20 protein-coding genes and 1 tRNA gene are annotated in these 19291 nt (G+C 69.0%); 13 read left to right on the top strand and 8 right to left on the bottom strand.

The annotated features are described in order from the left end of the window. The first annotated feature begins 9 nt into the window (after nucleotides 1-9). Complete coding sequence (locus AC1DYN_RS10765; RefSeq protein WP_477959182.1) at nucleotides 10-456, top strand: DUF3717 domain-containing protein; 447 nt, start codon at nucleotides 10-12, stop codon at nucleotides 454-456. Beyond that, nucleotides 453-1829, top strand: a complete 1377-nt coding sequence (locus AC1DYN_RS10760; RefSeq protein ID WP_477959180.1) for an MATE family efflux transporter — start codon at nucleotides 453-455, stop codon at nucleotides 1827-1829. The genes AC1DYN_RS10765 and AC1DYN_RS10760 overlap by 4 nt, the downstream gene beginning before the upstream one ends. 14 nt (nucleotides 1830-1843) lie before the next feature. Here AC1DYN_RS10760 and AC1DYN_RS10755 read toward each other — a convergent pair whose 3' ends face one another. The 4 genes from AC1DYN_RS10755 to msrA all read right to left on the bottom strand — a co-directional run bounded on the left by AC1DYN_RS10755 (nucleotide 1844) and on the right by msrA (nucleotide 5503). Beyond that, the gene (locus AC1DYN_RS10755) at nucleotides 1844-3160 is read right to left on the bottom strand and encodes a sensor histidine kinase (protein WP_477959178.1); all 1317 of its coding nucleotides are present in this window, start codon (nucleotides 3158-3160) and stop codon (nucleotides 1844-1846) included. A 21-nt stretch (nucleotides 3161-3181) separates the two neighbouring features. Next, entirely contained in the window at nucleotides 3182-3895 is a 714-nt protein-coding gene (locus AC1DYN_RS10750) for a response regulator (RefSeq protein ID WP_477959176.1), read from the bottom strand. A 111-nt stretch (nucleotides 3896-4006) separates the two neighbouring features. Continuing rightward, a complete protein-coding gene (locus AC1DYN_RS10745) occupies nucleotides 4007-4594 on the bottom strand; it encodes a Spy/CpxP family protein refolding chaperone (protein WP_477959174.1) in 588 nt (195 codons plus the stop codon). A 213-nt stretch (nucleotides 4595-4807) separates the two neighbouring features. Then, nucleotides 4808-5503, bottom strand: a complete 696-nt coding sequence (msrA, locus tag AC1DYN_RS10740) for a peptide-methionine (S)-S-oxide reductase MsrA (RefSeq protein ID WP_477959224.1) — start codon at nucleotides 5501-5503, stop codon at nucleotides 4808-4810. A 167-nt stretch (nucleotides 5504-5670) separates the two neighbouring features. Between msrA and AC1DYN_RS10735 the strand changes: the two genes are divergently transcribed. Both AC1DYN_RS10735 and AC1DYN_RS10730 read left to right on the top strand, forming a co-directional pair. Further along, the gene (locus AC1DYN_RS10735) at nucleotides 5671-5970 is read left to right on the top strand and encodes a type II toxin-antitoxin system Phd/YefM family antitoxin (RefSeq protein WP_477959172.1); all 300 of its coding nucleotides are present in this window, start codon (nucleotides 5671-5673) and stop codon (nucleotides 5968-5970) included. Between the two features lie 8 nt (nucleotides 5971-5978). Further along, nucleotides 5979-6392 (top strand): type II toxin-antitoxin system VapC family toxin, encoded by a 414-nt coding sequence (locus AC1DYN_RS10730; protein WP_477959170.1) that lies wholly within the window; start codon nucleotides 5979-5981, stop codon nucleotides 6390-6392. A 143-nt stretch (nucleotides 6393-6535) separates the two neighbouring features. Here AC1DYN_RS10730 and AC1DYN_RS10725 read toward each other — a convergent pair whose 3' ends face one another. Further along, nucleotides 6536-6859: a hypothetical protein gene (locus AC1DYN_RS10725; RefSeq protein WP_477959168.1), complete on the bottom strand. Its 324-nt coding sequence runs from the start codon at nucleotides 6857-6859 to the stop codon at nucleotides 6536-6538. A 305-nt stretch (nucleotides 6860-7164) separates the two neighbouring features. Here AC1DYN_RS10725 and AC1DYN_RS10720 point away from each other — a divergent pair, with 305 nt between their 5' ends. From AC1DYN_RS10720 to AC1DYN_RS10700, 5 genes are all read left to right on the top strand, one after another. Next, a complete protein-coding gene (locus tag AC1DYN_RS10720; protein WP_477959166.1) occupies nucleotides 7165-8472 on the top strand; it encodes a hypothetical protein in 1308 nt (435 codons plus the stop codon). After that, nucleotides 8469-9140, top strand: a complete 672-nt coding sequence (locus tag AC1DYN_RS10715; protein WP_477959164.1) for a hypothetical protein — start codon at nucleotides 8469-8471, stop codon at nucleotides 9138-9140. The genes AC1DYN_RS10720 and AC1DYN_RS10715 overlap by 4 nt, the downstream gene beginning before the upstream one ends. Nucleotides 9141-9143: 3 nt before the next feature. Next, a complete protein-coding gene (locus tag AC1DYN_RS10710) occupies nucleotides 9144-11963 on the top strand; it encodes an ATP-binding protein (protein ID WP_477959162.1) in 2820 nt (939 codons plus the stop codon). Further along, a complete protein-coding gene (locus AC1DYN_RS10705) occupies nucleotides 11960-13165 on the top strand; it encodes a toprim domain-containing protein (RefSeq protein WP_477959160.1) in 1206 nt (401 codons plus the stop codon). The genes AC1DYN_RS10710 and AC1DYN_RS10705 overlap by 4 nt, the downstream gene beginning before the upstream one ends. Before the next feature lie 518 nt (nucleotides 13166-13683). Next, the gene (locus AC1DYN_RS10700; RefSeq protein WP_477959158.1) at nucleotides 13684-13953 is read left to right on the top strand and encodes a hypothetical protein; all 270 of its coding nucleotides are present in this window, start codon (nucleotides 13684-13686) and stop codon (nucleotides 13951-13953) included. A gap of 9 nt (nucleotides 13954-13962) precedes the next feature. Here AC1DYN_RS10700 and AC1DYN_RS10695 read toward each other — a convergent pair whose 3' ends face one another. Next, on the bottom strand, nucleotides 13963-15372 hold the full coding sequence (locus AC1DYN_RS10695) for a M20/M25/M40 family metallo-hydrolase (protein WP_477959157.1): 1410 nt from the start codon (nucleotides 15370-15372) through the stop codon (nucleotides 13963-13965). Between the two features lie 98 nt (nucleotides 15373-15470). On the opposite strand from AC1DYN_RS10695, the gene AC1DYN_RS10690 reads away from it, so the two are divergent. Continuing rightward, nucleotides 15471-16394, top strand: coding sequence for a LysR family transcriptional regulator (locus tag AC1DYN_RS10690; protein WP_477959155.1), 924 nt, complete (start codon nucleotides 15471-15473; stop codon nucleotides 16392-16394). Nucleotides 16395-16439: 45 nt separating this feature from the next. Here AC1DYN_RS10690 and AC1DYN_RS10685 read toward each other — a convergent pair whose 3' ends face one another. Then, complete coding sequence (locus tag AC1DYN_RS10685; protein ID WP_477959153.1) at nucleotides 16440-17072, bottom strand: TetR/AcrR family transcriptional regulator; 633 nt, start codon at nucleotides 17070-17072, stop codon at nucleotides 16440-16442. A gap of 66 nt (nucleotides 17073-17138) precedes the next feature. Between AC1DYN_RS10685 and AC1DYN_RS10680 the strand changes: the two genes are divergently transcribed. From AC1DYN_RS10680 to AC1DYN_RS10670, 3 genes are read left to right on the top strand one after another with little or no spacing between them, the layout of a single operon-like run. Then, nucleotides 17139-18332, top strand: a complete 1194-nt coding sequence (locus tag AC1DYN_RS10680; protein WP_477959151.1) for a TCR/Tet family MFS transporter — start codon at nucleotides 17139-17141, stop codon at nucleotides 18330-18332. A 45-nt stretch (nucleotides 18333-18377) separates the two neighbouring features. Then, on the top strand, nucleotides 18378-18755 hold the full coding sequence (locus AC1DYN_RS10675; protein WP_477959149.1) for a VOC family protein: 378 nt from the start codon (nucleotides 18378-18380) through the stop codon (nucleotides 18753-18755). A 3-nt stretch (nucleotides 18756-18758) separates the two neighbouring features. Next, nucleotides 18759-19154 (top strand): GFA family protein, encoded by a 396-nt coding sequence (locus AC1DYN_RS10670; protein ID WP_477959146.1) that lies wholly within the window; start codon nucleotides 18759-18761, stop codon nucleotides 19152-19154. Between the two features lie 49 nt (nucleotides 19155-19203). Here AC1DYN_RS10670 and AC1DYN_RS10665 read toward each other — a convergent pair. After that, a tRNA-Ser gene (locus AC1DYN_RS10665) sits at nucleotides 19204-19291 on the bottom strand.

The following is a 19291-nucleotide window of genomic DNA, read 5'->3' as shown; positions in this document are numbered from 1 at the left end:
AGCATGTCCATGGCCGCCATCCACATCACCGACATCGAGTCCGCCATCAACTGGTGGCGCGATCGAAGCCCGTCGCCCGACGGCATCACCGCCTGCCCGCAGGTGCTGGCGCTGGCCGAGGTGTACGCGCTGCTGGTGTATTACCACGAGAGCGAGTGCGACGAGGCCTCGATGCCGGCCAAGGCCCGCGACGCCTGGCTGGACTGGTATGCCAGCACGCCCGATGCACCGTGCATCGCGATCTGCTCGACCAGCCAGGGCGACGACGTCTGCAAGGGCTGCGGCCGCACCTTCGACGAGGTGCAGCTGTGGACCGAGATGACGCCGGCCGAGAAGCGCATCACCTGGCGACGCATCACGATGGAAGGCACGGCCTGGCGCTTCAACCGCTACGCCGAACGCGTGCTGCATCCACCGCAACCCACGCAGCCGGCCGGCGGCGAGACCCCCGCGTGAGCGGCCACGGCCTGTGGGGCAGCGCCGGCCGCATCGGGCGCCTGGCCTGGCCGGTGTTCGTCGGCCAGCTCGCGGTGCTGGCCTTCAGCACGGCCGACACCGTGATGGTGGCGCGCCACACCGCGCTCGACCTGGCGGCACTGGCCATCGGCGGCGCCACCTACATCACGATCTTCGTCGGCCTGATGGGCATCGTGCTGGCGATCGGGCCGGTGGCCGGCCAGCTGTTCGGCGCGCGCGACCTGCCCGGCGCCGGCCGGCAGTTCCAGCAGGCGGTGTGGCTGTCGCTGCTGCTGGCCATCCCCGGCTGTGCGCTGCTGCTGATGCCGCAGCCCTTCCTGGCGCTGGCGCATGCCTCGCCCGAGGTGGCCGAGCGCGTGCGCGGCTACCTGGGCGCGCTCGCGTTCGCGCTGCCGCCGGCCCTGATGTTCACCGCGTTCCGCGGCTTCAACACCGCGATCTCGCGCCCCGCCACCGTGATGCTGCTGCAGCTGGGCGCGCTGATGGCGAAGCTGCCGCTGAATGCGGCGCTGATCTTCGGCTTCACGCTCGGTCCGGTGGAGGTGCCGGCGCTGGGCGCGGCCGGCTGCGGCGTCGCGACGGCGATCGTGATGTGGCTGCAGCTCGCGGCCGGCTGGCAGGTGCTCAGGCGCGACCGCTTCTATGCCGACTTCGGCCTGCGCGGCCATCCGTTCCCGCCGCCCGACCGCGCGAGCCTGGCCGCGCTGCTGCGCCTGGGCATCCCGATGGGCGGCTCGATCCTGATCGAGGTGACCGGCTTCACCTTCATGGCCTTCTTCATCTCGCGCATCGGCAGCACCGCGGTGGCCGGCCACCAGCTGGCGGCCAACCTGATCTCGCTGATGTTCATGCTGCCGCTGGCACTGGCCAATGCCGCCGGCACGCTGGTGGCGCAACGCATCGGCGCGCACGACGCGGCGGACGCGCGCCGCATCGGCTGGCACAGCCTGCTGATCGGCATGGCGATCGCGGCGGTGYTGGGCTCGGCGGTGTACCTGGCGCGCGAGGCAGTGCTGGGGGCGTACACGCGCGATGCGACCATCATCGCCGCGGCGATGCCGCTGCTGGCCTGGGTGGCGGTGTTCCACGTCGCCGATGCGGCGCAGACGATCGCGTCCTTCGTGCTGCGGGCCTACCGGCTTGCGACCGTGCCGATGCTGATCTACGCGTTCGCGATCTGGGGCATCGGGCTCGGCGGCGGCTACGTCGTCGCGTTCAACACGCTGGGCACGACGCCGGTGGCACTGCAGGGCGCGGTCGGCTTCTGGTCGGCGTGTACCGCAGGGCTGGTGTCGGCCGCGGTCGGGCTGAGTGCCTTCCTGATCTGGCTGTGGCGCCAGAAATCGGTGTGAGGCAGGCCGCCTGATCAGGCCATCGGCAGGCTGAGCTCGAAGCAGCTGCCGCCGCCCTCGCGCGCTTCGCAGCGCACGCTGCCACCGTGCCGCTCGGCGATCTGCTTGACCAGGCTCAGCCCGAGGCCCACGCCACCGGCCTGCTCGGCATGGCCGGGCAGGCGGTAGAAGGATTCGAAGATGCGCTCGCGCGAGCCCTCGGGCACGCCGGGGCCGCGGTCGCACACCTTCACGACGGCGCGGCCGGATGCGCCATGCACCTCGATCGTGATGTCGTCACCGCCGTAGCGGCGGGCGTTTTCCAGCAGGTTGCGCAAGGCGCGGCGGATCAGCCGTTCATCGCCCGCCACGGTGACGGTGGCGCCGTCGGCGACGGCCCCGAAGCGCGAGCCTTCGACGGCGGCCAGCGCCAGCAGCTCGACCGGCTCGCGCTTGTCGAGCTGCTTCTGGGCATCGAGCCGGCTGGCGAGCAGCACCTCTTCGACCAGTGCGTCCAGCTCGCCGACGTTGGTGTCGATCTCGCGCCGCAGCCGTTGCCGTTGATCGGGCGTCGCGTCTTCCAGCATCGACACCGCCATGCGCAGCCGGGCCAGCGGCGAGCGCAGCTCGTGGCTCGCGTTGGCCAGCAGCGACTGGTGCGAGCGCACCAGCGCCTCGATGCGCTCGGCGGCGAGGTTGAAGCTGGTGGCCACCGCGGCCACCTCGTCGCGGCCGGAGACCTCGACGCGGTGGTGCAGCTCGCCGGCCCCGAACTGCTCGACGCCGCGCTTGAGCGCCTGCAGCCGGCGCGTCAGCCGCCGCACCACCGGCCAGGCGCCGGCGGCCACCGCGACGAACAGCAGCACCAGCACGACGATGGTGCCGACGCCGCGCTGCCAGCTCGGCGGCACGAACGGGAGGTTGGGCGGCAGCGGCGCGAAATCGGGCCGCCCGTCGGGCGGCGGGCGGCGCAGGCCGGGCCGCAGCACCCACAGCGTGCGGCCGTCCTCGAGGTGGATCTGAAAGCTGCGCGTCTGGCCTTCGCCCTGGCGCAGCACGAAGGAGTCGGAGGCCGAGATGCGGTCGCCGTGCGGATCGTCGAGCGCGAGCGGCAGGCGCAAGCGCTGCGACCATTCGCGCAAGGCCTGGGCCTGGTCCTCGGGCGGCGACTCGGCGCCCGGCAGCGAGCGCTGGATCAGGTCGCCCCAGGCGGCCATGCGTTCGGACAGCACGTTGTCGGCACGCACGCGCTCGTCCTCGATGTGACGCTGGAACAGCCAGGCCGAGCCGGAGGCGAACAGCAGCAGCACCGTGACCACGGTGAGGTAGATCCGCAGCGTCAGCGTGCGCATGGTCTCAGCCCTCCCGGCTCATCAGTCGGCGCCCTCCGCGTCCTGCTTCTTCGCGAACACGTAGCCGGCGCCGCGCACCGTCAGCACGCGGCGCGGGTTCTTCGGATCGTCCTCGATCACGGCGCGGATGCGCGAGATGTGCACGTCGATGGACCGGTCGAAGGCCTCCAGCGGGTGGCCTTTCAGCAAGTCCATGATCTGGTCGCGCGACAGCACGCGGCCCGAGCTTTGCGCGAGCACGACCAGCAGGTCGAACTGGTGGCTGGTGAGGTCGCAGGTGGCGCCACCCAGGCGGGCGACGCGTTCGCCGAGGTCGATCTCGAGCCGGCCGAAGCGCAGCACCTCGTCGGCCACCGCGGGCGGCGTGGCGCGCCGCAGCAGCGCCTTGACGCGCGCCAGCAGCTCGCGCGGTTCGAAGGGCTTGGGCAGGTAGTCGTCGGCGCCGAGCTCGAGGCCGACGATGCGGTCCATCGGTTCGCCGCGCGCGGTCAGCATCAGCAGCGGCAGCTGGCGGGTGCGCGGGTTGGCGCGCAGTTCGCGGCACAGGTCGAGGCCGTCGCCGTCGGGCAGCATCAGGTCGAGCACCAGCGCGTCGTAGGGGCTGCCGGCGAGGCGTTCGCGGCCGGCGGCCAGCGAGCCGGCGGTTTCGACCTCGAAGCCGGAGCCTCGCAGGTAGTCGCCCACCATGGCCGACAGGCGGGCATCGTCATCGATCAACAACACGCGGGACGTCATGGATGGCGCAGCCTCTGCAAAAGCCGAAGGGCCCGCGGCCTGGGGCCGCGAGCCGGAGAGATGGAAAGGTCTGAATGAGATCACAAGTTTCGCACCGGGATGGAACGGCCGTCACTTGCGCGGCGGATGCTCCTTCTGCATGCGCTGCATGCGGTCGCGGCGTTCGTCTTCGCGCAGCTTCATGCGCTGGGCCAGCTTGGCACGCTGCTCGGGCGTCAGCACCTTGGCGACGTCGATCAGGCCTTGCGTGACGCGGCGGCTGGCCTGGTCGTGCTGGGCTTCGGTCTGCTGGCGCAGCGATTCGACGGCGGCTGCATCGATGGTGGGGGCGGAGAGCAGCTGCAGGCCCTTTTCGTGCAGGCCGCGAGCGGCCTCGTGCTGGGTCTTCAGGTCGGCTGCGGCGGCCTGCACGATCTGCTTGATCTGCGTGCGCTGGGCCTCGCTGGTGCCCAGGCCGTCCAGCATGCGGTCGACCATGCGGTTCATCTGCTCGGGCCGGCCCATGAACATGCCGGGGCCGCCCATCGCGGCGTGGTGCATGCGGGCGCCGCCGCCGTAGCCGGGGTGCGGAGGTTCGTTCTGGGCCCAGGCCGACAAGGCCAGCGTGCCGGCCACGGCCAGCAGCATGCCGCCCAGCAGGCGCTTGATGCCGCGCGGCTTTTCACGGCTCAGCGCGTCGAGTGTGGTCACGTTGCTCATCGTCGTTCTCCAACAAGGTCCGGGGGTTCGGGCCGATGGAATGAATGATCGCGAGCAGGGGTGAAGCGGGATTGGCTGGGGGGTAAAGATCTGTGAATGGTCTGCATCAAGAGAACTGTTGTTTCATACAGTATGATGGCGAAGCAGTTGCCACTTTGATCCCGCCAGCGGCCCGGTGCCGCTGGCTTTTTTTTGCCCGCTCAAGTTGCCCGCTCAAGAGGCGAGCGCCTTGCCGACCAGCACCGGATCGGCACGCCAGGCTTCGGGGAACAGGCGCTTCAGGTCGTCGAGCTTGGGCAGGTCGTTGAAGACGATGTACGGATGGCGCGGGTTGCGGGCCAGGAAATCCTGGTGGTAGGCCTCGGCCGGGAAGAAGCGGCGACCGGGCTCGACGCGCGTGACCAGGGCCGACTTGAAGGTACGCGCCTGGTCGAGCTGGGCGATGTAGGCCTTCGCGACGCGCGCCTGGTCGTCGTTGAGCGGGAAGACGGCCGAGCGGTACTGCGTGCCGGTGTCCGGGCCCTGGCGGTTCAGCTGCGTCGGATCGTGCGCGACCGAGAAATAGATCTGCAGGATGCGGGCATAGCTGACCACCTTGGGGTCGTAGCTGACCTGCACCGCCTCGGCATGGCCGGTGGAACCGGTGCCGACGGCTTCGTAGACGGCCGTGTCGGCCTCGCCGCCGGCATAGCCGGAGACGGCGCCGGTGACGCCCTTGACGTGCTGGAAGACGGCCTGCACGCCCCAGAAGCAGCCGCCGGCGAGGACGGCGGTTTCGGTCGTCGCGGTGGAAGCGGGCTGGGCAGTGGACAGGGGCGGGACGATGCGAGCGGCGTTGTCGCCGCCGGCGAAGGCGGACAGCGCGACGACGGCGCCGGCACTGGCCAGCAAGGTGGCGGCGGCCAGCATGCGGCGGCGGGATGGGATGGAAACGGGCTTCACGGCAGCACTCCTGTGAACTTTCGGGTCGGCAGCGCGTAGGTCGGGTTGCCGCGATCGGACCTTACACGCGGAGGCCATACACCGCTTCGGCATGCTAATCTGGTCAGACAGACCAGATTCTCAAAATCGACACCATGAACAAGATCTCGAACTCGAAGGGACGGTCCTCAGCACTGCCGGGACATTGGGTGTTGCAGGACGCCAAGGCGCGGTTCAGCGAACTGGTGCGCCGTGTGCACAGCGAAGGCCCGCAGCACGTCACGATTCACGGACGCGACGAAGTGGTCGTCATTGCCGCCGATGACTTCCGACGCCTGCAGGGCGCTCGCACAGGGCGCGCCCTGATCGATGCGCTGCAGTCGTCTCCCTCTCCCGAGACCGACCTCGAATCGACCCGTCGTGCACCCATGCCGGTCAGGGATGTGAAGCTGTGAGCGGGTGGTTGCTCGACACGAACATCCTGTCGGAGCTGCGACGCCCAAAACCAAACCGCAAGGTGATCGCATTCATCGAAAAGCAACCGCTGGAAAGCCTGTTCGTCAGCGCCGTGTCGCTCGCAGAGATTCGTTTCGGCATTGAACTGGTCGCTGATGCGCACCGGCGCGCGGACCTGCACGACTGGTTGACCCACAAGTTGCGGCCCATGTTCGAAAACCGAGTCCTTCCGATCAGCGAAGACATCATGCTCAAGTGGCGGCTGCTCGTGGAGGAAGGGCGCAAAGTCGGGCACACCTTTTCGCAACCCGACTTGATCATCGCTGCATCAGCACTCCATCACGCGCTGACGGTGGTGACTCGCGACATCGACGACTACGAAAAGGCGCATGTAGCGCTGCGCAATCCTTGGCTGGACTGACCCGCGCTTCCGCTCTCGTCAACGCTGCGCGCCGCGCTGCCCATCAGCGCGAGCGATCGTAAAAATGAAAAACCTCCGACCACGACAGCCGGAGGCTTCTTCGGGAGGGCGTCATCCACACCCTCCAAAGGCCAAGGTTCAGGCTACTTCCATTCCCAGAGCTGTCCCTTGGTGTTGCCTTGCGCATCGACCTCGAACTCGAAGACCCCCACGATGCCGTTCAGCCGCGCCCACGCCGGTGCTGCACTCTGGTAGTAGCACGCGCCGCGGTAGCTGATCGCGCCGTCCTTCTTCAGCGTGCCGATGCCCTGGCCGGTCCAGGTGGCCGCTTCGCCGCCCTTGCCCATCAACACGCCCTGGCCTTCGCCGTACAGCGTGCCATCGGGCCGCATCGTGGCCACGTAGGTCCCCGTGTCGCTCGCCCCCACGCCGTAGATCGATCCGGCGGCGTGGAACGAGGTCTCCATCCTCGGCGCTCCGTTGGCGGCCGGGAGCACCCGTTGCGAGGTGACCTTGCCGGTATCTTCGCCTATGCGTTCGCCCAGCATTTGATACTCCTTTCCAACCGCGCAGGTTGTTTGCTGACCTCGATCGCGCGAGCACCGTGTCTCGATCCGAGCCGCGGCGCATTCGCGCCACTGCATGGCCCGGCAGCGCCGGCGCCATGTCGGACAAACATAGTTCCGGCGAACGCAAACCGCAATCGGCGAAACAAGAAAGAGACCCGGCACACCCGGATCGGCAGGCCACCCCATCAGGCAAAATCCCGCCGATGCAAGAGGCCCCGCTCACCCCCGACGCCGCCGACGTCGTCCAGTTCGAAGACCTCTTCCGCGACCCCGCCTACCCGCAAGAACATGCGCTGTCCTTCGTGCTCGGCCAGAAGCAGCCGGCCATCGACGCGTTGCGCGGCCTGTTCAGCGGCAGCCCGGCGCTCGTCAAGCTGCGCCTGTGGTGCTTTCTCGAACTGGCGGCGCAACCGCAGGGCCGGCTCTCGCGCGACGACGTGAACCAGCTGTTCCACGCCGTGCTGCCCGACCCGCTCGATGCCGCGCTGAAGCGCCTGCGCGATCTCGACCTGCTGGTGTGGGACGCCACGGCACAGGACTATCACCTCTCGCCGCTGGCCCACCAGACCCAGGCCCTGCTGGCACCGCTGGCCGCCGCGCCGCGCGACGACGAACTCTCCGGCCTGCTGGCCCAGGTGGCGGGCTCGCAGCAGCTGGGCGTGGTCGACGCCAGCCAGCTGCAGCACCTGCACGCGCAGCTGGCACGCCTGCACGACGACTTCGCCGAGGCCATCGCCAGCGGCTCCGAAGCCCGCCTGCGGCTGGCCCAGCCGCGCTTCGACCGCGCACTGAGCCTGGTCGACAAGGCCGGCCAGGCGCTGTCGGCCATCATCCAGGACCACAACGACAGCCCGCGCCTCGAACGGGCCGCCCGCGCGCTGGGCCAGGACCAGGCGCGCCTGCTGTCGATGGCCAGCCAGTTCACGCGCGCGCTGCAGCAGGCCGACCGCCAGCGCGTCACGCTCGGCAGCAACGGCCTCACGTCGTCCGACGTGCGCAGCTGGCTGCAGCACCACCACGACCTGCCGGGCCTGATCGGCGAGGCACTGTCCATCGGCGTGCGGCCGATCTTCGTCACGCAGCACGACCTGCTCGACGTGGCCGAAGGCGAGTTCGACCGCGACCGGCCCGATCCGCAACGCAGCAGCAGCCTGCCGCCGCCGACGATGGCCGACGCCGGCACGCTCGACATCCTGAGCCTGCCGCCGGAGCTGGGGCAACTGATCGGGCTGCTCGGCCGCTGGGCCACCCCCGAGGCCCCTGCCGACCACCCGTTGAGCGAAGCCATCCTCGGCGGCCGCTTCGCCCACGCCGCCTACCGCCTGCAACTGATGCCCTTGCTCGGTGACGCGCAGGCCCAGGCCCTCCAGAGCCCCACCGGCGAACTGGCCCGCGCCCCCTGGCGCATGGCGCTCACGCCGGCGCTGCTGGCTGCGCAGGATGCCGAGGTGTCGCTGATCAGCGATGGCAGCCTGACCCGCCTTGAACCCACCGGATCCGCAACCGAATGAAGACCCCTCTCGACGACGCGGCCCTGCTGGCGGCCGAGCTGCTGGCGCGCCGCTGGCTGCCGCGGCAGCACCCGACGGTCAAGCGCGCGCTGATCGACGCCGACCTGTGGCTGGCCGTGCAAGACCGCCTGGCCCAGGTCGGCCTGCGCCTGGTCGACAACATCTACGCCGACCACGTCACCGTGGCGCTGCTGCGCCCGGCCGAGAGCGCGGTGTTCGGCGAGGCCGGGCTGGACAGCCACAACAACATCGACCTGCCGCGCGACGCGGTCTCGCTGCTGATCGTGCTGTGGTCGCTGATCGTGCTGCCCAAGCGCGAGCGCCAGGCCGCGCGCGCCAGCAGCCCCGAGTCCGACGGGCAGAACGAGATGTTCAACACCGCGCGGCCGCTGCCCAGCGCCGCCAGCGTCAGCCCGGTGGTGTCGTACAAGTCGCTGCTGGCCGACTTCGGCGTGCAGCTGGGCAAGAAGACCCGGCTCGACGGCAACCTGAAGCGGCTGGCCAACCACGGCTTCATCGTGCACCGCGGCGACGAGATCGCCGAAGGACCGTTGCTCGACCTGCTGCTCGACTACGACGTGCTCGCCCCCCGCATCCTCGAAGGCACGTTGCATGACGTGCTCGGACGCACCCGCGATGCAGCCGCCCCCGGCCCCGAAGGCACCTGATCGATGTTTCACCTGCAAAGCCTCGAACTGCTGCACTGGGATTACTGCCAGCGCCTGACCCTGCCGCTGGACGGCGCCATCGTCACCGTCGCCGGCCCCAACGGCTCGGGCAAGACCACGCTGCTCGATGCGATGCGCACGCTGCTGGGCCTGGACTGCTCGGGCGGCCGCAACTACAAGACCTATGCCCGCCATGCCAACGCCGACAGCGCCTGGCTGCGCGCCACCGTAGACAACCGGCCGCGCACGCGGCAGGCCTCGAACCGCCCCTTCGCGCGCTGCCTGCTGTATGCCGACACCGTCACGCTGGCCTGCCGCATCGAGCGCAACGGCGGCGACTGGCAGCGCCGCTACATCATGGTCGACGGCGACGTCGCCATCGAGTCGCTGATCGAGCGCGCCGACAAGGAGTGGCTCGGCATCGAGCACTGGCGCCGCCGCCTCGAAGGTGCCGGCCTGAGCCGCGCCATCGCCCGCGTGCTGGCGCTGGAGCAGGGCCAGACCGACCGGCTCTGCGAGTACTCGCCCAAGGAGCTGCTGCGCCTGGTGTTCGACGTCTTCGGCGACCAGGATGTGCTCGATCGCTATGAAGACGCACGCAACCACCAGCACCAGCTGGCCCAGGAGGTCGAGGCCGCCGAGCGCGAACTGGCGCATGGCCGCGCGCAGCGTGCCGAGCTGGAAGCCCGCGTCAACCTCTACCAGCAATACCAGCTGAAGCTGCGCGAGCGCGAGCAGCTGAACACCGAGGTGATCCCGGTGCTGGCGTGGGCCGAGGAGCGCGAGCAGCTCGCCGGCAAGCTGCGCGAGCTGCACCGGCACCGGCTGCAGATGGCGCAGGACGGCCGCCAGCGCGCCGAGCTGAAGGCGCAGCTGCTGGCGCTGCTCGAAGCGCAGGCCGCGGACGCCGAGCGGGTGAATCGGCTCGAGCACGACCGCGACACCGCCAAGCTGGCCTTCGAGTCGGCCCGCGAGGCCGAGCGGCCGCTGGAAGCCATCGTCAAGCATGCCAAGGAGCTGGAAGGACTCGCCGCCATCGAGGGCGACGCCGCGCAGCTGGGCGAACGGGTGCAGCAACTCGAGACCCGCAAGCAGGCCCTCGCCACCGACTGGCAGCGCCTGGGCGACCAGCGCGAAGAAGCCGCGCGCGCGATGGCCGAACTGCAAGGCCAGCGCCAATCGCCGCGGCCGACGGACGTGGCGCGTTTCCAGAGAACGCTGAACGACGCCGGCATCGCGCATCACGTGCTCGCCGACGTCATCGAGATCACCGACGGGCACTGGCGCGACGCCGCCGAGGGCGTGCTGCGCGGTGCGCGCTGGGTGGTCGTGCTGCAGCGCGCGGCCGATGAAGCGCAGGCGCTCGCGCTGGCGGAGCGCGAGCGCTATCGGCACTACGTGGTCGCCGAGGCCGAGGCCGCACCGGACAAGCCGGCCGCCGGCAGCCTGCTCGGCGTGCTGAAGTTCAGCGCCGCGGCGCCCGGCTGGCTGTTGCGGCAGCTGGCGCACATCCAGCGTGTCGACAGCACGGCGCAGGGCGTCAAGCAAGGCGGCGAGTGGATCACGCCGCAGGCCTACCACCGCGACAGCCGCGGCGGCCGAAGCGTCTGGGTCGATCCGGGCGAGCACCAGTTCGGCGCTGCAGCGCTGGCCTCGCGCCGGCAGTCGATCGACCGGCGGCTGTCGCAGCTCGACGAGCAGCTCACGCGCATCGCGCAGGAGCAGCAGGCGGTGCAGCGACAGCTCAAGGATGCGCAGCACGCTGCCGAGGGCCACCAGGCCGTGCAGGAGCTGGCGCGGCGCAGCGAGGAATTCGCGCAGGCTCGCAACGCCCTGCCGGAGTTGACGCGCGTGCGGGCCGCGGCAAGCCAGCGCTGGCAAGACCTGGACCGCCAGCACACCGAGGCGGTCGGGGCGCAGCGCACCACCCTGCACCACTACGAGCAGGCGCAGAAGCGGCTGCAGGACAGCGAGTGGCGCAGCGCGCAGCAGCAGCGCGACTGGAGCGAGCGCCACGACGGCCTGCGCAGCCGCACCGCGGCATCGCGGCAGGACAGGGCGAGGTTCCCGGCACGCTGGATCGCCGCCGCACAGATCGCCGCGCTGCGCAAGCGCTACGGCAACGCCACGCAGGCGCGGCTGCGCAACGAATCGATCGAGGCCGAACTGGCGCAGGGCCATTGGGAGACCGATGCCAGCGTCGAGGAAAAGCTGACGCTGATGAGCGCCGCCGTCGCCCTGCAGGATGAGCAGCTCGGCCAGCGCAAGGCCAGCAACGAGGCCGCGCGCGTGGCCGTCGACAACGCCCGCGCGCGCTACATCGACGTGCTGCGCGCCACCGTGCGTCGCTACCGCAAGAACATCACCGAGCTGGGCGAACTGGCCGGGGTGGACGTGAGCGCCGAACTGCCGCACCTGGACAACGACGACGCGGTGCTGCGCCAGGCCGAGCTGAAGGTGCACTTCAACTTCGACGGCAAGGGCAGCATCGGGCTGAACGACGGCGAGGCCTCGGGCGGGCAGCAGGTGATCAAGTCGCTGATCCTGCTGGTCGGCCTGATGAAGGACGACGAGACGCCGGGTGGCTTCGTCTTCATCGACGAGCCGTTTGCCCACCTCGACGTGCGCAACATCCAGCTGGTCGGGCACTTCCTCAAGTCGACCCGGGCGCAGTACGTGCTGACCACGCCGATCACGCACAACGTCGAGGTCTTCGAGCCGGCGGACATCACGCTGGTGACGTCGAAGAAGGCCAAGGGCGCGCGCTGGGCGCCGCCGATCGGCGTGCTGCAGCGGCGCGCGCCGGCCGACGCCCGGCCATGAGCGAAGCGGCCGAGCCGGTCATCACCTACCTCGGCGCGAAGCTGCGCGAGCGCCGGGTGCCGGGATCGGTTGCGCCATCCGCCCTGCCCTTGATGACGCTGCCGCAGCGCGAGATGCTGACGCGCTGGGCGCGCTCCGACAGCCAGACGCGCCAATGGCTGCCGTTGTTGAAGTCGGAGGAATCGCGGGCCACGATCGAGGAGGTCGAGGACCTGGCTTCGCTGCTGTTGAAGCAGGGCTGGATCGCCATCACCGACCGGCTGGGCAAGCACAGCTGGCTGCGGCAATCGATCACCTGGCTGCACCTGGCCGAATTGAAGCGCCTGCTGGGGCTGGGTACGCTCGCGTCGCGTCGCGATGAGCGCGCCGAGATGCTGCAGACCCTGGCCGGCTGGGTGCTGCCCCATGACGCGCTGCACGCCGCCGCGGCGGGGCTGGCCGAGGCGGGCGCGGCATTGAACCTCGCCACGCTCGCCAAACGGATCGAGCTGCTGCAGGCGCTGGCGCGCTGGCAGGACGGGCAGCACACCGGCACGCGGCGCGACTTCGAGCTGCAGGCGCGTGGCAAGACCAAGTCGCTGGCGCTCGCCGAGTGGCAATGGCTCGACGCGCACGTCGACTTGCCGGCGCTGGGCATCGAGCGTTTCGCGCAGCAGGTGTGGCTGGCCGGTGCGATCAGCCTGAGCTGGGCATCGGAGCGCCGTTGCGATCTGCAGGCGCTGCATTGCGTCGGGCTGGCTGCGCGCGACCTGTTGAAGCTGACGCAAGCCAGCCCGCCTGCGCACTACTGGCTGATCGAGAACCGCGCGAGTTTCGAGCGCCAGGCGGCGCAGCGCGAGGGCGACGCCTGCCTGGTGTGGTTGCCCGGGCGTCCGCCGGGCGAGTGGCTGTCGGCGATGGAAGCGCTGCTGAAATTGGCGCCGGCCCCCGCGCGCATCAGTGCCGATCCGGACCCGGCGGGCGTCGAGATCGCATTGACGGCGGGCAGCCTGTGGGAGCAGCGCGGCCTGCCCTGGGAACCCTGGCTGATGGGGGTCGAGCAGCTCGAGGCGACCCGCCAGACCTTGCCGCTGGACGAGCACCACGACCCGGCCACGCTGGCACGGCTGCGAGCGCGGCCTGGGCTGCCCGACACGCTTCGACTGCTGTGCGAGCACATGGGGCGGGAGAAAGTCAAGGCGGAGCAGGAAGGCTGGCTTTGAACGCCTGCGATGGCGCAGACAATTGCAACGCAACTTAACATTGGGAAGTCCAAGCCATGCGTTTCAGGATCGAGTTCGAGGCGAGTCTGGCAGCGGCTTTCAAGCGCGGGTTCATTCGCGGCCTTGCTTCACCCTTCACGCTGTTCATGCACAACGAAGCGCCACCGCTGCCTCGCGTTCAACTCGTCGAGCCACCAGCAGCTGGGAGAGATATCGCACGAGCTCTGGCATCCGACTGGGTAGGCATCGGGCATTCGATGCGACGTGCGGTTCAGCTGCATGAGCAAGATCAGCAAGCCTCGTCAGACACACCTCGCGCAGGCCGCGGGTAAGGTTCTGGGGCCGGGTCTCGTCCAGTCCGAACAGAAGCTCGTCATTCAGCAGAGCGAGTACGCCGGGCACATCCCGCACCCGGACATCCTCAAGCAGTTCGACCAACTGATTCCAGGCCCGGTGCCAAGCTCATCCTCTGGGCAGAGCAAGAACAGGATCATCGTCGTTCAATGGAACGGAACGCGATGCAGGCAAACATCGCTGCGCAGCAGGCGCAGAGCGCGACGAACGCATACACCGCTCGGGCGATCTTCCGCAGCGACATGGTCGGCCAGGTTTGCGGATTCCTGGTCTGCCTCGTCTGCGTCGCAGGCGCCATCTGGATGGGCACGATAGGGCAACCGTGGGTGGCAGCAGCGCTCGCTGCGATCCCTACCGCCGCCGTCGTTCAAGCTCTCCGCGGCAGCATCTTCGAGCGCAAGCAGCAACCTGGAGATCTGAAGTCGTCCACGTAGCGTCTCCCGTCACTGCGCCAGCGTCTTGATCAGCCGATACATGAACTCGCGTCCGTCGTACAGCTGCTGCACGCCGATGTGCTCGTTCAAGCCGTGCACGCCGGTGTCGAGCGGGTCGGCGAACAGGCCGGACACGCCATACATCGGGATGCCCACTTCCCGGAAGTGACGGCTGTCGGTGGTGGACACGCCCATCGTCGGGATCACCGGAACACCGGGCCACAGCTCGGCGCTCACCGCTTCGATGGGGCCGATCACGTCGGGGCGCAGCGGCGAGGCCGGCGCCGTCTCGCCCTCGCGCATCAGCGTCACCTTGAGTTTCGGGCCGGCGATCTCGGCGAGCTTGCGGCTGACCCCGGCGTAGTCCTCGTCCGGCAGCAGCCGGCAGTTGACGCTGGCCTTGGCGCTCTGCGCCAGCGCGTTGGGCGCATGGCCGGCGTTGAGCATCGTGGCCACGCAGGTCGTGCGCATCAGCCCGACGATGCTCGACACCTTCGACAGGCGGTCGATGGCCGCCGGGTCGGGGCTGGCCTGGGCCATTTGCCGCATGTCGTCGGCGACCTGGCCGGACTGCAGCGGGGCGCTGCGCGCGAAGTAGACGCGCGCCGCGTCGTTGAGCCTCACCGGGAACTGGTACTGGCGCAGCCGTGTCAAGGCCTCCGCCAGGTCGTAGATGGTGTTGTCGACCGTCGGCCGCGCACTGTGTCCGCCGGGGCCGGTCGCCTCGAACTCGGCCTGCACATAGGTCTTCTCCGCGATCTGGACGATGTGCGAGAGCGGCTTGCCGTTTTTCAGCTCGCCGCGTCCGCCCTCGTTGATGCCGAACTCGGCCTCGACGAGCGCCCGCCGGTTCTTCAGCAGCCAGCTGGCCCCGTTCGCCGGGGAGTCGCCCTTCTCCTCGTCGGCCGTGAGCGCGAGGACGATGTCGCGGTTGGGCGTGAAACCCTCCTTCTTCAGCTGGCCCAGCACCGACACGAAGATCGATGCCATCGCCTTGTCGTCGATGCTGCCGCGGGCGGTGAAGGTGCCGTCCTTTTCCTGCAGCTTGAACGGGTCGGTCTTCCAGTCGCCGCGCTTGGCCTCGACCACGTCGATGTGGGCCAGCAGCAGCATGGGTTTCTTCGCACCGCTGCCCTTGTAGCGCGCCACCAGGTTGCCCTTGCGCGGGAAGGGCGAGATGACCTCGACCTCGGCGGCCTTGAACCCCGCGTCGAGCAGCCGCTTGTGCATCGCCTGTGCCGCCACGGTGGTGTCGCCTTCCGAGTCCGTGGTGTTGATCTCGACCAGCTCCTGGTAGATGGCGCGGAACAGCTGTTGCTGCGCCGTCGGTTCCGCCGCCGTCGCCCGAACGGCGAACAGCGCGAGTGCTGCGGCGAATGGCAGGGCGGCCCGCTTCATCCGGATGGCATGTCTGTGCATTCGATTGGCTCCTTTGCGGGCGCATTGTTCGGCACGAATGCGAAAAGATAAACTTCAAGTCACTTTAGGATCCATAAAGAATCTCTTCAGCATTCCGGATGAGCACCCTGCGCCTGCTCCAGACCTTCGTCGCGGCGGCCCGCGGCGGCTCGTTCACCGCGGCAGCCGACCGCATGGCGCTCACCCAGGCGGCCGTGGGCCAGCAGATGCGTGCGCTCGAGGCCGAGATGAAGCGCAAGCTGTTCGAGAAGACCGGCCGCAACATGGTGCTGAGCCCCGCCGGCCACCTGTTGCTGCCGCGCGCCGAGCAGTTGCTGGCGCAGTACGAATCGATGCGGCGCGACCTGCAGGACCAGCGGCAGGTGGCCGGCAGCATCAAGCTCGGCTCGGTGATCACGGCCGTGGGCCTGCTGTCCAGCACGCTGGCCGACCTGAAGCTTCTGCATCCCGGCCTCGAGATCGTGCTGCGGGTGCGCGAGCAAACCCAGCTCGTGCAGGACGTGAAGAGCGGAGAGCTCGATGCGGCGGTGGTCGTCGAGAACAAGTGGCCCCAGGCGCACGGCCTGACGTGGACGTTCTGCTACGAGGAGCCGCTCTCGGTCATCGCCCATTCGAGCATTGCCACCCCCGACACCAGCATCGCGAGCCTGTTCGCGAACCATCGGTTCATTCGATTCGATCGGCGCACGCAAACGGGCGCGCGCGTCGACCGCCTGCTGCGGCGGCTTCACCTGGTGCCCCGGGAACTGCTGGAACTGAATTCGCTGCTGGCCATTGCCGAGCTGGTGCGCAGGAACGTCGGCTTCACCGTCGCGCCGCTGCTGAAGAACTTCAACTGGGAGAACGACCCCGCGCTGCGCGTGCTGCAACTCCCCGGGCGCCCGATGGCCCGCCGGCTCGGCCTGTTGGAGAAGGGCCAGCGCAACCACATCACGGACGTCGTTCGCGACGAGATGCTGTCGCAGCTGGCTGACAAGGAGGCGAGGGGCCGGCACCGTCTCGGACGGGAGTCCATCCCATGACCGGCAGCCGTGTCGGTGCCATCGACTGACCGCATCGCATCGGGCTCACGCGTAAGGCGTGCCCGCCATGGCTGCTTTGACGCCCACGGTCCCCTGCTCGACGCTCGCCAGAAAGCTGGCCTTCGCCTGCTCGACTTCCTGGCTTTGCCGAAAGACCCGATGCGCCTGGATGAAGGCCACGGTCCACGTGGCCAGCAGCAGGTTCGCCGCGAGATGGGCGTCGGGATCGGCAGCGTCCCGCCCTGCGCATTCGGCCAGCGCCAGCGTCACGACATCGGCAAGCTCGTCGCGTATCGCCCGGGCCCGCGCCTTCAGGGTTTCGCTGCCCGCGATCGTGTCGAGGAAGCTCTGACCGGCCGGCGTGAAGCTCAGGTACGGGCTGCGTTGCGCCACCAGCCGATGCGCCAGCAGGCGCAAGGCCTCGACCGGCGAGACGCCGGGATCGCGCTGCCRCAAGGCCTCGCGCAAGGTCTCGCGGCCCTCTTCCTCGCGGTCGAAGAACAGGTCCTCCTTGCGGGGGAAATGGTTGAACACCGTCATCCGCCCCACGTCGGCGGCAGCGGCGATCTCGTCCACCGTCACCCGATCGAAGCCGCGTTCCCAGAACAGCCGCGTGGCGGCGTCCGAGATGCTTTGACGCGTGGCGAGGCGCTTGCGGGAGCGGCGGTCGGCAGGCATTGACATGCGCTCATTGTACCGAGTACAATTTATGTACTTGGTACAAGTTTTGATCGAATACACCCCATGAATCGCCCGCTCGTCGTCATCTTCACCACCATCGTCCTGGATGCCGTCGGCATCGGTCTCATCTTTCCGATCCTGCCTGCGCTGCTGCGCGACGTCACGCACGCCGACAACGTGGCGCCCTACCTGGGCCTGACGATGGCCCTGTACGCGGCGCTGCAGTTCGTCTTCGCGCCGGTGCTCGGCGCGCTGAGCGACCGGCTCGGCAGGCGCCCGGTGCTGCTTGTCTCGCTCGCCGGTGCGGCCGTCAACTACCTGTTCCTCGCGCTTGCGTCGGATCTGTGGATGCTGCTGCTCGGCCGCGCCATTGCCGGGCTGACGAGTGCCAACACCTCGGTGGCGGCCGCCTGCATCACCGACATGTCGCCCGAGGACAAGCGCGCCCGCCGCTTCGGCCTCTTGAACGCGATGTTCGGCATCGGCTTCATCGTCGGACCCGTCCTCGGCGGTGCGCTCGGCGACCACGGGCTGAGGCTGCCCTTTGCCGCGGCGGCCGTGTTGAACGGCTGCAACCTGCTGCTGGCGTTCTTCATGCTGCCGGAGTCACGCGAGCCGACCCGCGAGAAGATCGACCTGGCGGCGCTGAACCCCCTGCGGCCGCTGCGCTGGGTGTTCCGAGCGAAGAGCCTGCTGCCCATCACCCTCGTCTTCTTCATCTTCAGTGCCGCCGGCGAGGTCTATGGCACCTGCTGGGCGCTCTGGGGCAGCGACACCTTCCACTGGAACGGGCTGTGGATCGGCCTGTCGCTCGGCAGCTACGGTGTCTGCCAGGCGCTGGCCCAGGCCTTTCTTCCCGGGCCTGCCGTGAAGCTGCTCGGCGAGCGCGCGACCGTGCTGACCGGCATCGCCAGCGCCTGCATTGCGCTGCTCGCCATGGCCTTCGCCACCCAGGGCTGGATGATCTTCGCGATCATGCCGGTGTTCGCCCTCGGCGGCATCGGCGCGCCGGCCCTGCAGTCGCTGGCGACGCGGCAGGTCGACGCGAGCGAGCAGGGCCAGTTCCAGGGCGTGCTCGCATCGGCCGTGAGCCTGGCCTCGGTCATCTGCCCGCTGGCGTTCTCGAGCTTCTACTTCGCCGTCCGGGCGCACTGGCCCGGCGCGATCTGGCTGTCGGCCCTTGTCGCGTACGCGGCCATGGTGCCCCTCGTGCTCGCCCTGCGGTTCGCGAGGCCGGCAACGGTGCCCACGGCGTAGTAGCCTTGCCGACGACGACAGGCCACACCCATTTCAGGAGAGTTCATGTTTGACCACGTCAAGTTCGGAGTCAGCGACTATGCAGCGAGCAAGGCATTCTTCGTCAAGGCGCTCGAACCGCTCGGCGTAGCGGTTGCCTCCGAGGGCGTGCCGACCTACGGCGTCGAGCTGGTCAGCCCGAAGAGCATTGCTTCGCTGTGCCTGTTCCAGACCGACGAGAAGCCGGCGCATCTTCACGTGGCGTTCGCGGCCGAGAGCCGCCGGCAGGTCGATGCGTTCCATCGCGCGGCCCTGGAGGCCGGGGGCAAGGACAATGGTGCGCCGGGCCTGCGCCCGCACTACCACGCGAACTACTACGCCGCCTTCGTCATCGGTCCGGACGGACACAACATCGAAGCGGTTTGCCACGCACCMGAGGCCTGACCCATGAGCACCCGAACCGCTTCCTGCAGTTGCGGCCAGTTGCAGGCCGTCGTCACGTCGGATCCGATCCGGGTCTCCGTCTGTCACTGTCTCGCCTGCCAAAAGCGAACCGGCAGTGTCTTCGCCGCCCAGGCGCGCTTCCGTGCCGATTCGGTCAGCCTCTCCGGGCGCAGCACCGAATTCGTTCGCGTCGGCGATGAAGGAAGCGCGGCCAGGTTCCGCTTCTGCCCCGGGTGCGGCGCCACTGTCTACTACACGATGCAGGGCCAGGACGACCTCATCGCCATCCCGGTGGGAGCTTTCGCCGATCCGACGTTCCCAGGCCCGAGCTTCTCGGTCTACGAGGAGCGCATGCACTCCTGGGTCTCGATGCCGACGGACATCGAGCACATGGCGTAGGCCCCATGAAAAAAGCCCCAGACCGGATCGATCGGGGGCTTCTTCAACTTGGCGGAGAGGGTGGGATTCGAACCCACGGTACCTTGCGGTACGCCTGATTTCGAGTCAGGTACATTCGACCACTCTGCCACCTCTCC

The organism is Rhizobacter sp. P2_D12, assembly GCF_056404395.1.
The sequence above is the reverse complement of the archived record's forward strand: the minus strand, read 5'-3'. Positions and strand labels throughout refer to the sequence as shown.

Coding starts and splice junctions, on each gene's coding strand:
- AC1DYN_RS10765 (WP_477959182.1), top strand. CDS start 10: ATGGCCGCCATCCACATCACCGACATCGAGTCCGCCATCAACTGGTGG.
- AC1DYN_RS10755 (WP_477959178.1), bottom strand. CDS start 3,160: ATGCGCACGCTGACGCTGCGGATCTACCTCACCGTGGTCACGGTGCTG.
- AC1DYN_RS10750 (WP_477959176.1), bottom strand. CDS start 3,895: ATGACGTCCCGCGTGTTGTTGATCGATGACGATGCCCGCCTGTCGGCC.
- AC1DYN_RS10745 (WP_477959174.1), bottom strand. CDS start 4,594: ATGAGCAACGTGACCACACTCGACGCGCTGAGCCGTGAAAAGCCGCGC.
- msrA (WP_477959224.1), bottom strand. CDS start 5,503: ATGCTGGCCGCCGCCACCTTGCTGGCCAGTGCCGGCGCCGTCGTCGCG.
- AC1DYN_RS10735 (WP_477959172.1), top strand. CDS start 5,671: ATGAACAAGATCTCGAACTCGAAGGGACGGTCCTCAGCACTGCCGGGA.
- AC1DYN_RS10725 (WP_477959168.1), bottom strand. CDS start 6,859: ATGGAGACCTCGTTCCACGCCGCCGGATCGATCTACGGCGTGGGGGCG.
- AC1DYN_RS10720 (WP_477959166.1), top strand. CDS start 7,165: ATGCAAGAGGCCCCGCTCACCCCCGACGCCGCCGACGTCGTCCAGTTC.
- AC1DYN_RS10715 (WP_477959164.1), top strand. CDS start 8,469: ATGAAGACCCCTCTCGACGACGCGGCCCTGCTGGCGGCCGAGCTGCTG.
- AC1DYN_RS10710 (WP_477959162.1), top strand. CDS start 9,144: ATGTTTCACCTGCAAAGCCTCGAACTGCTGCACTGGGATTACTGCCAG.
- AC1DYN_RS10705 (WP_477959160.1), top strand. CDS start 11,960: ATGAGCGAAGCGGCCGAGCCGGTCATCACCTACCTCGGCGCGAAGCTG.
- AC1DYN_RS10700 (WP_477959158.1), top strand. CDS start 13,684: ATGCAGGCAAACATCGCTGCGCAGCAGGCGCAGAGCGCGACGAACGCA.
- AC1DYN_RS10695 (WP_477959157.1), bottom strand. CDS start 15,372: ATGCACAGACATGCCATCCGGATGAAGCGGGCCGCCCTGCCATTCGCC.
- AC1DYN_RS10690 (WP_477959155.1), top strand. CDS start 15,471: ATGAGCACCCTGCGCCTGCTCCAGACCTTCGTCGCGGCGGCCCGCGGC.
- AC1DYN_RS10680 (WP_477959151.1), top strand. CDS start 17,139: ATGAATCGCCCGCTCGTCGTCATCTTCACCACCATCGTCCTGGATGCC.
- AC1DYN_RS10670 (WP_477959146.1), top strand. CDS start 18,759: ATGAGCACCCGAACCGCTTCCTGCAGTTGCGGCCAGTTGCAGGCCGTC.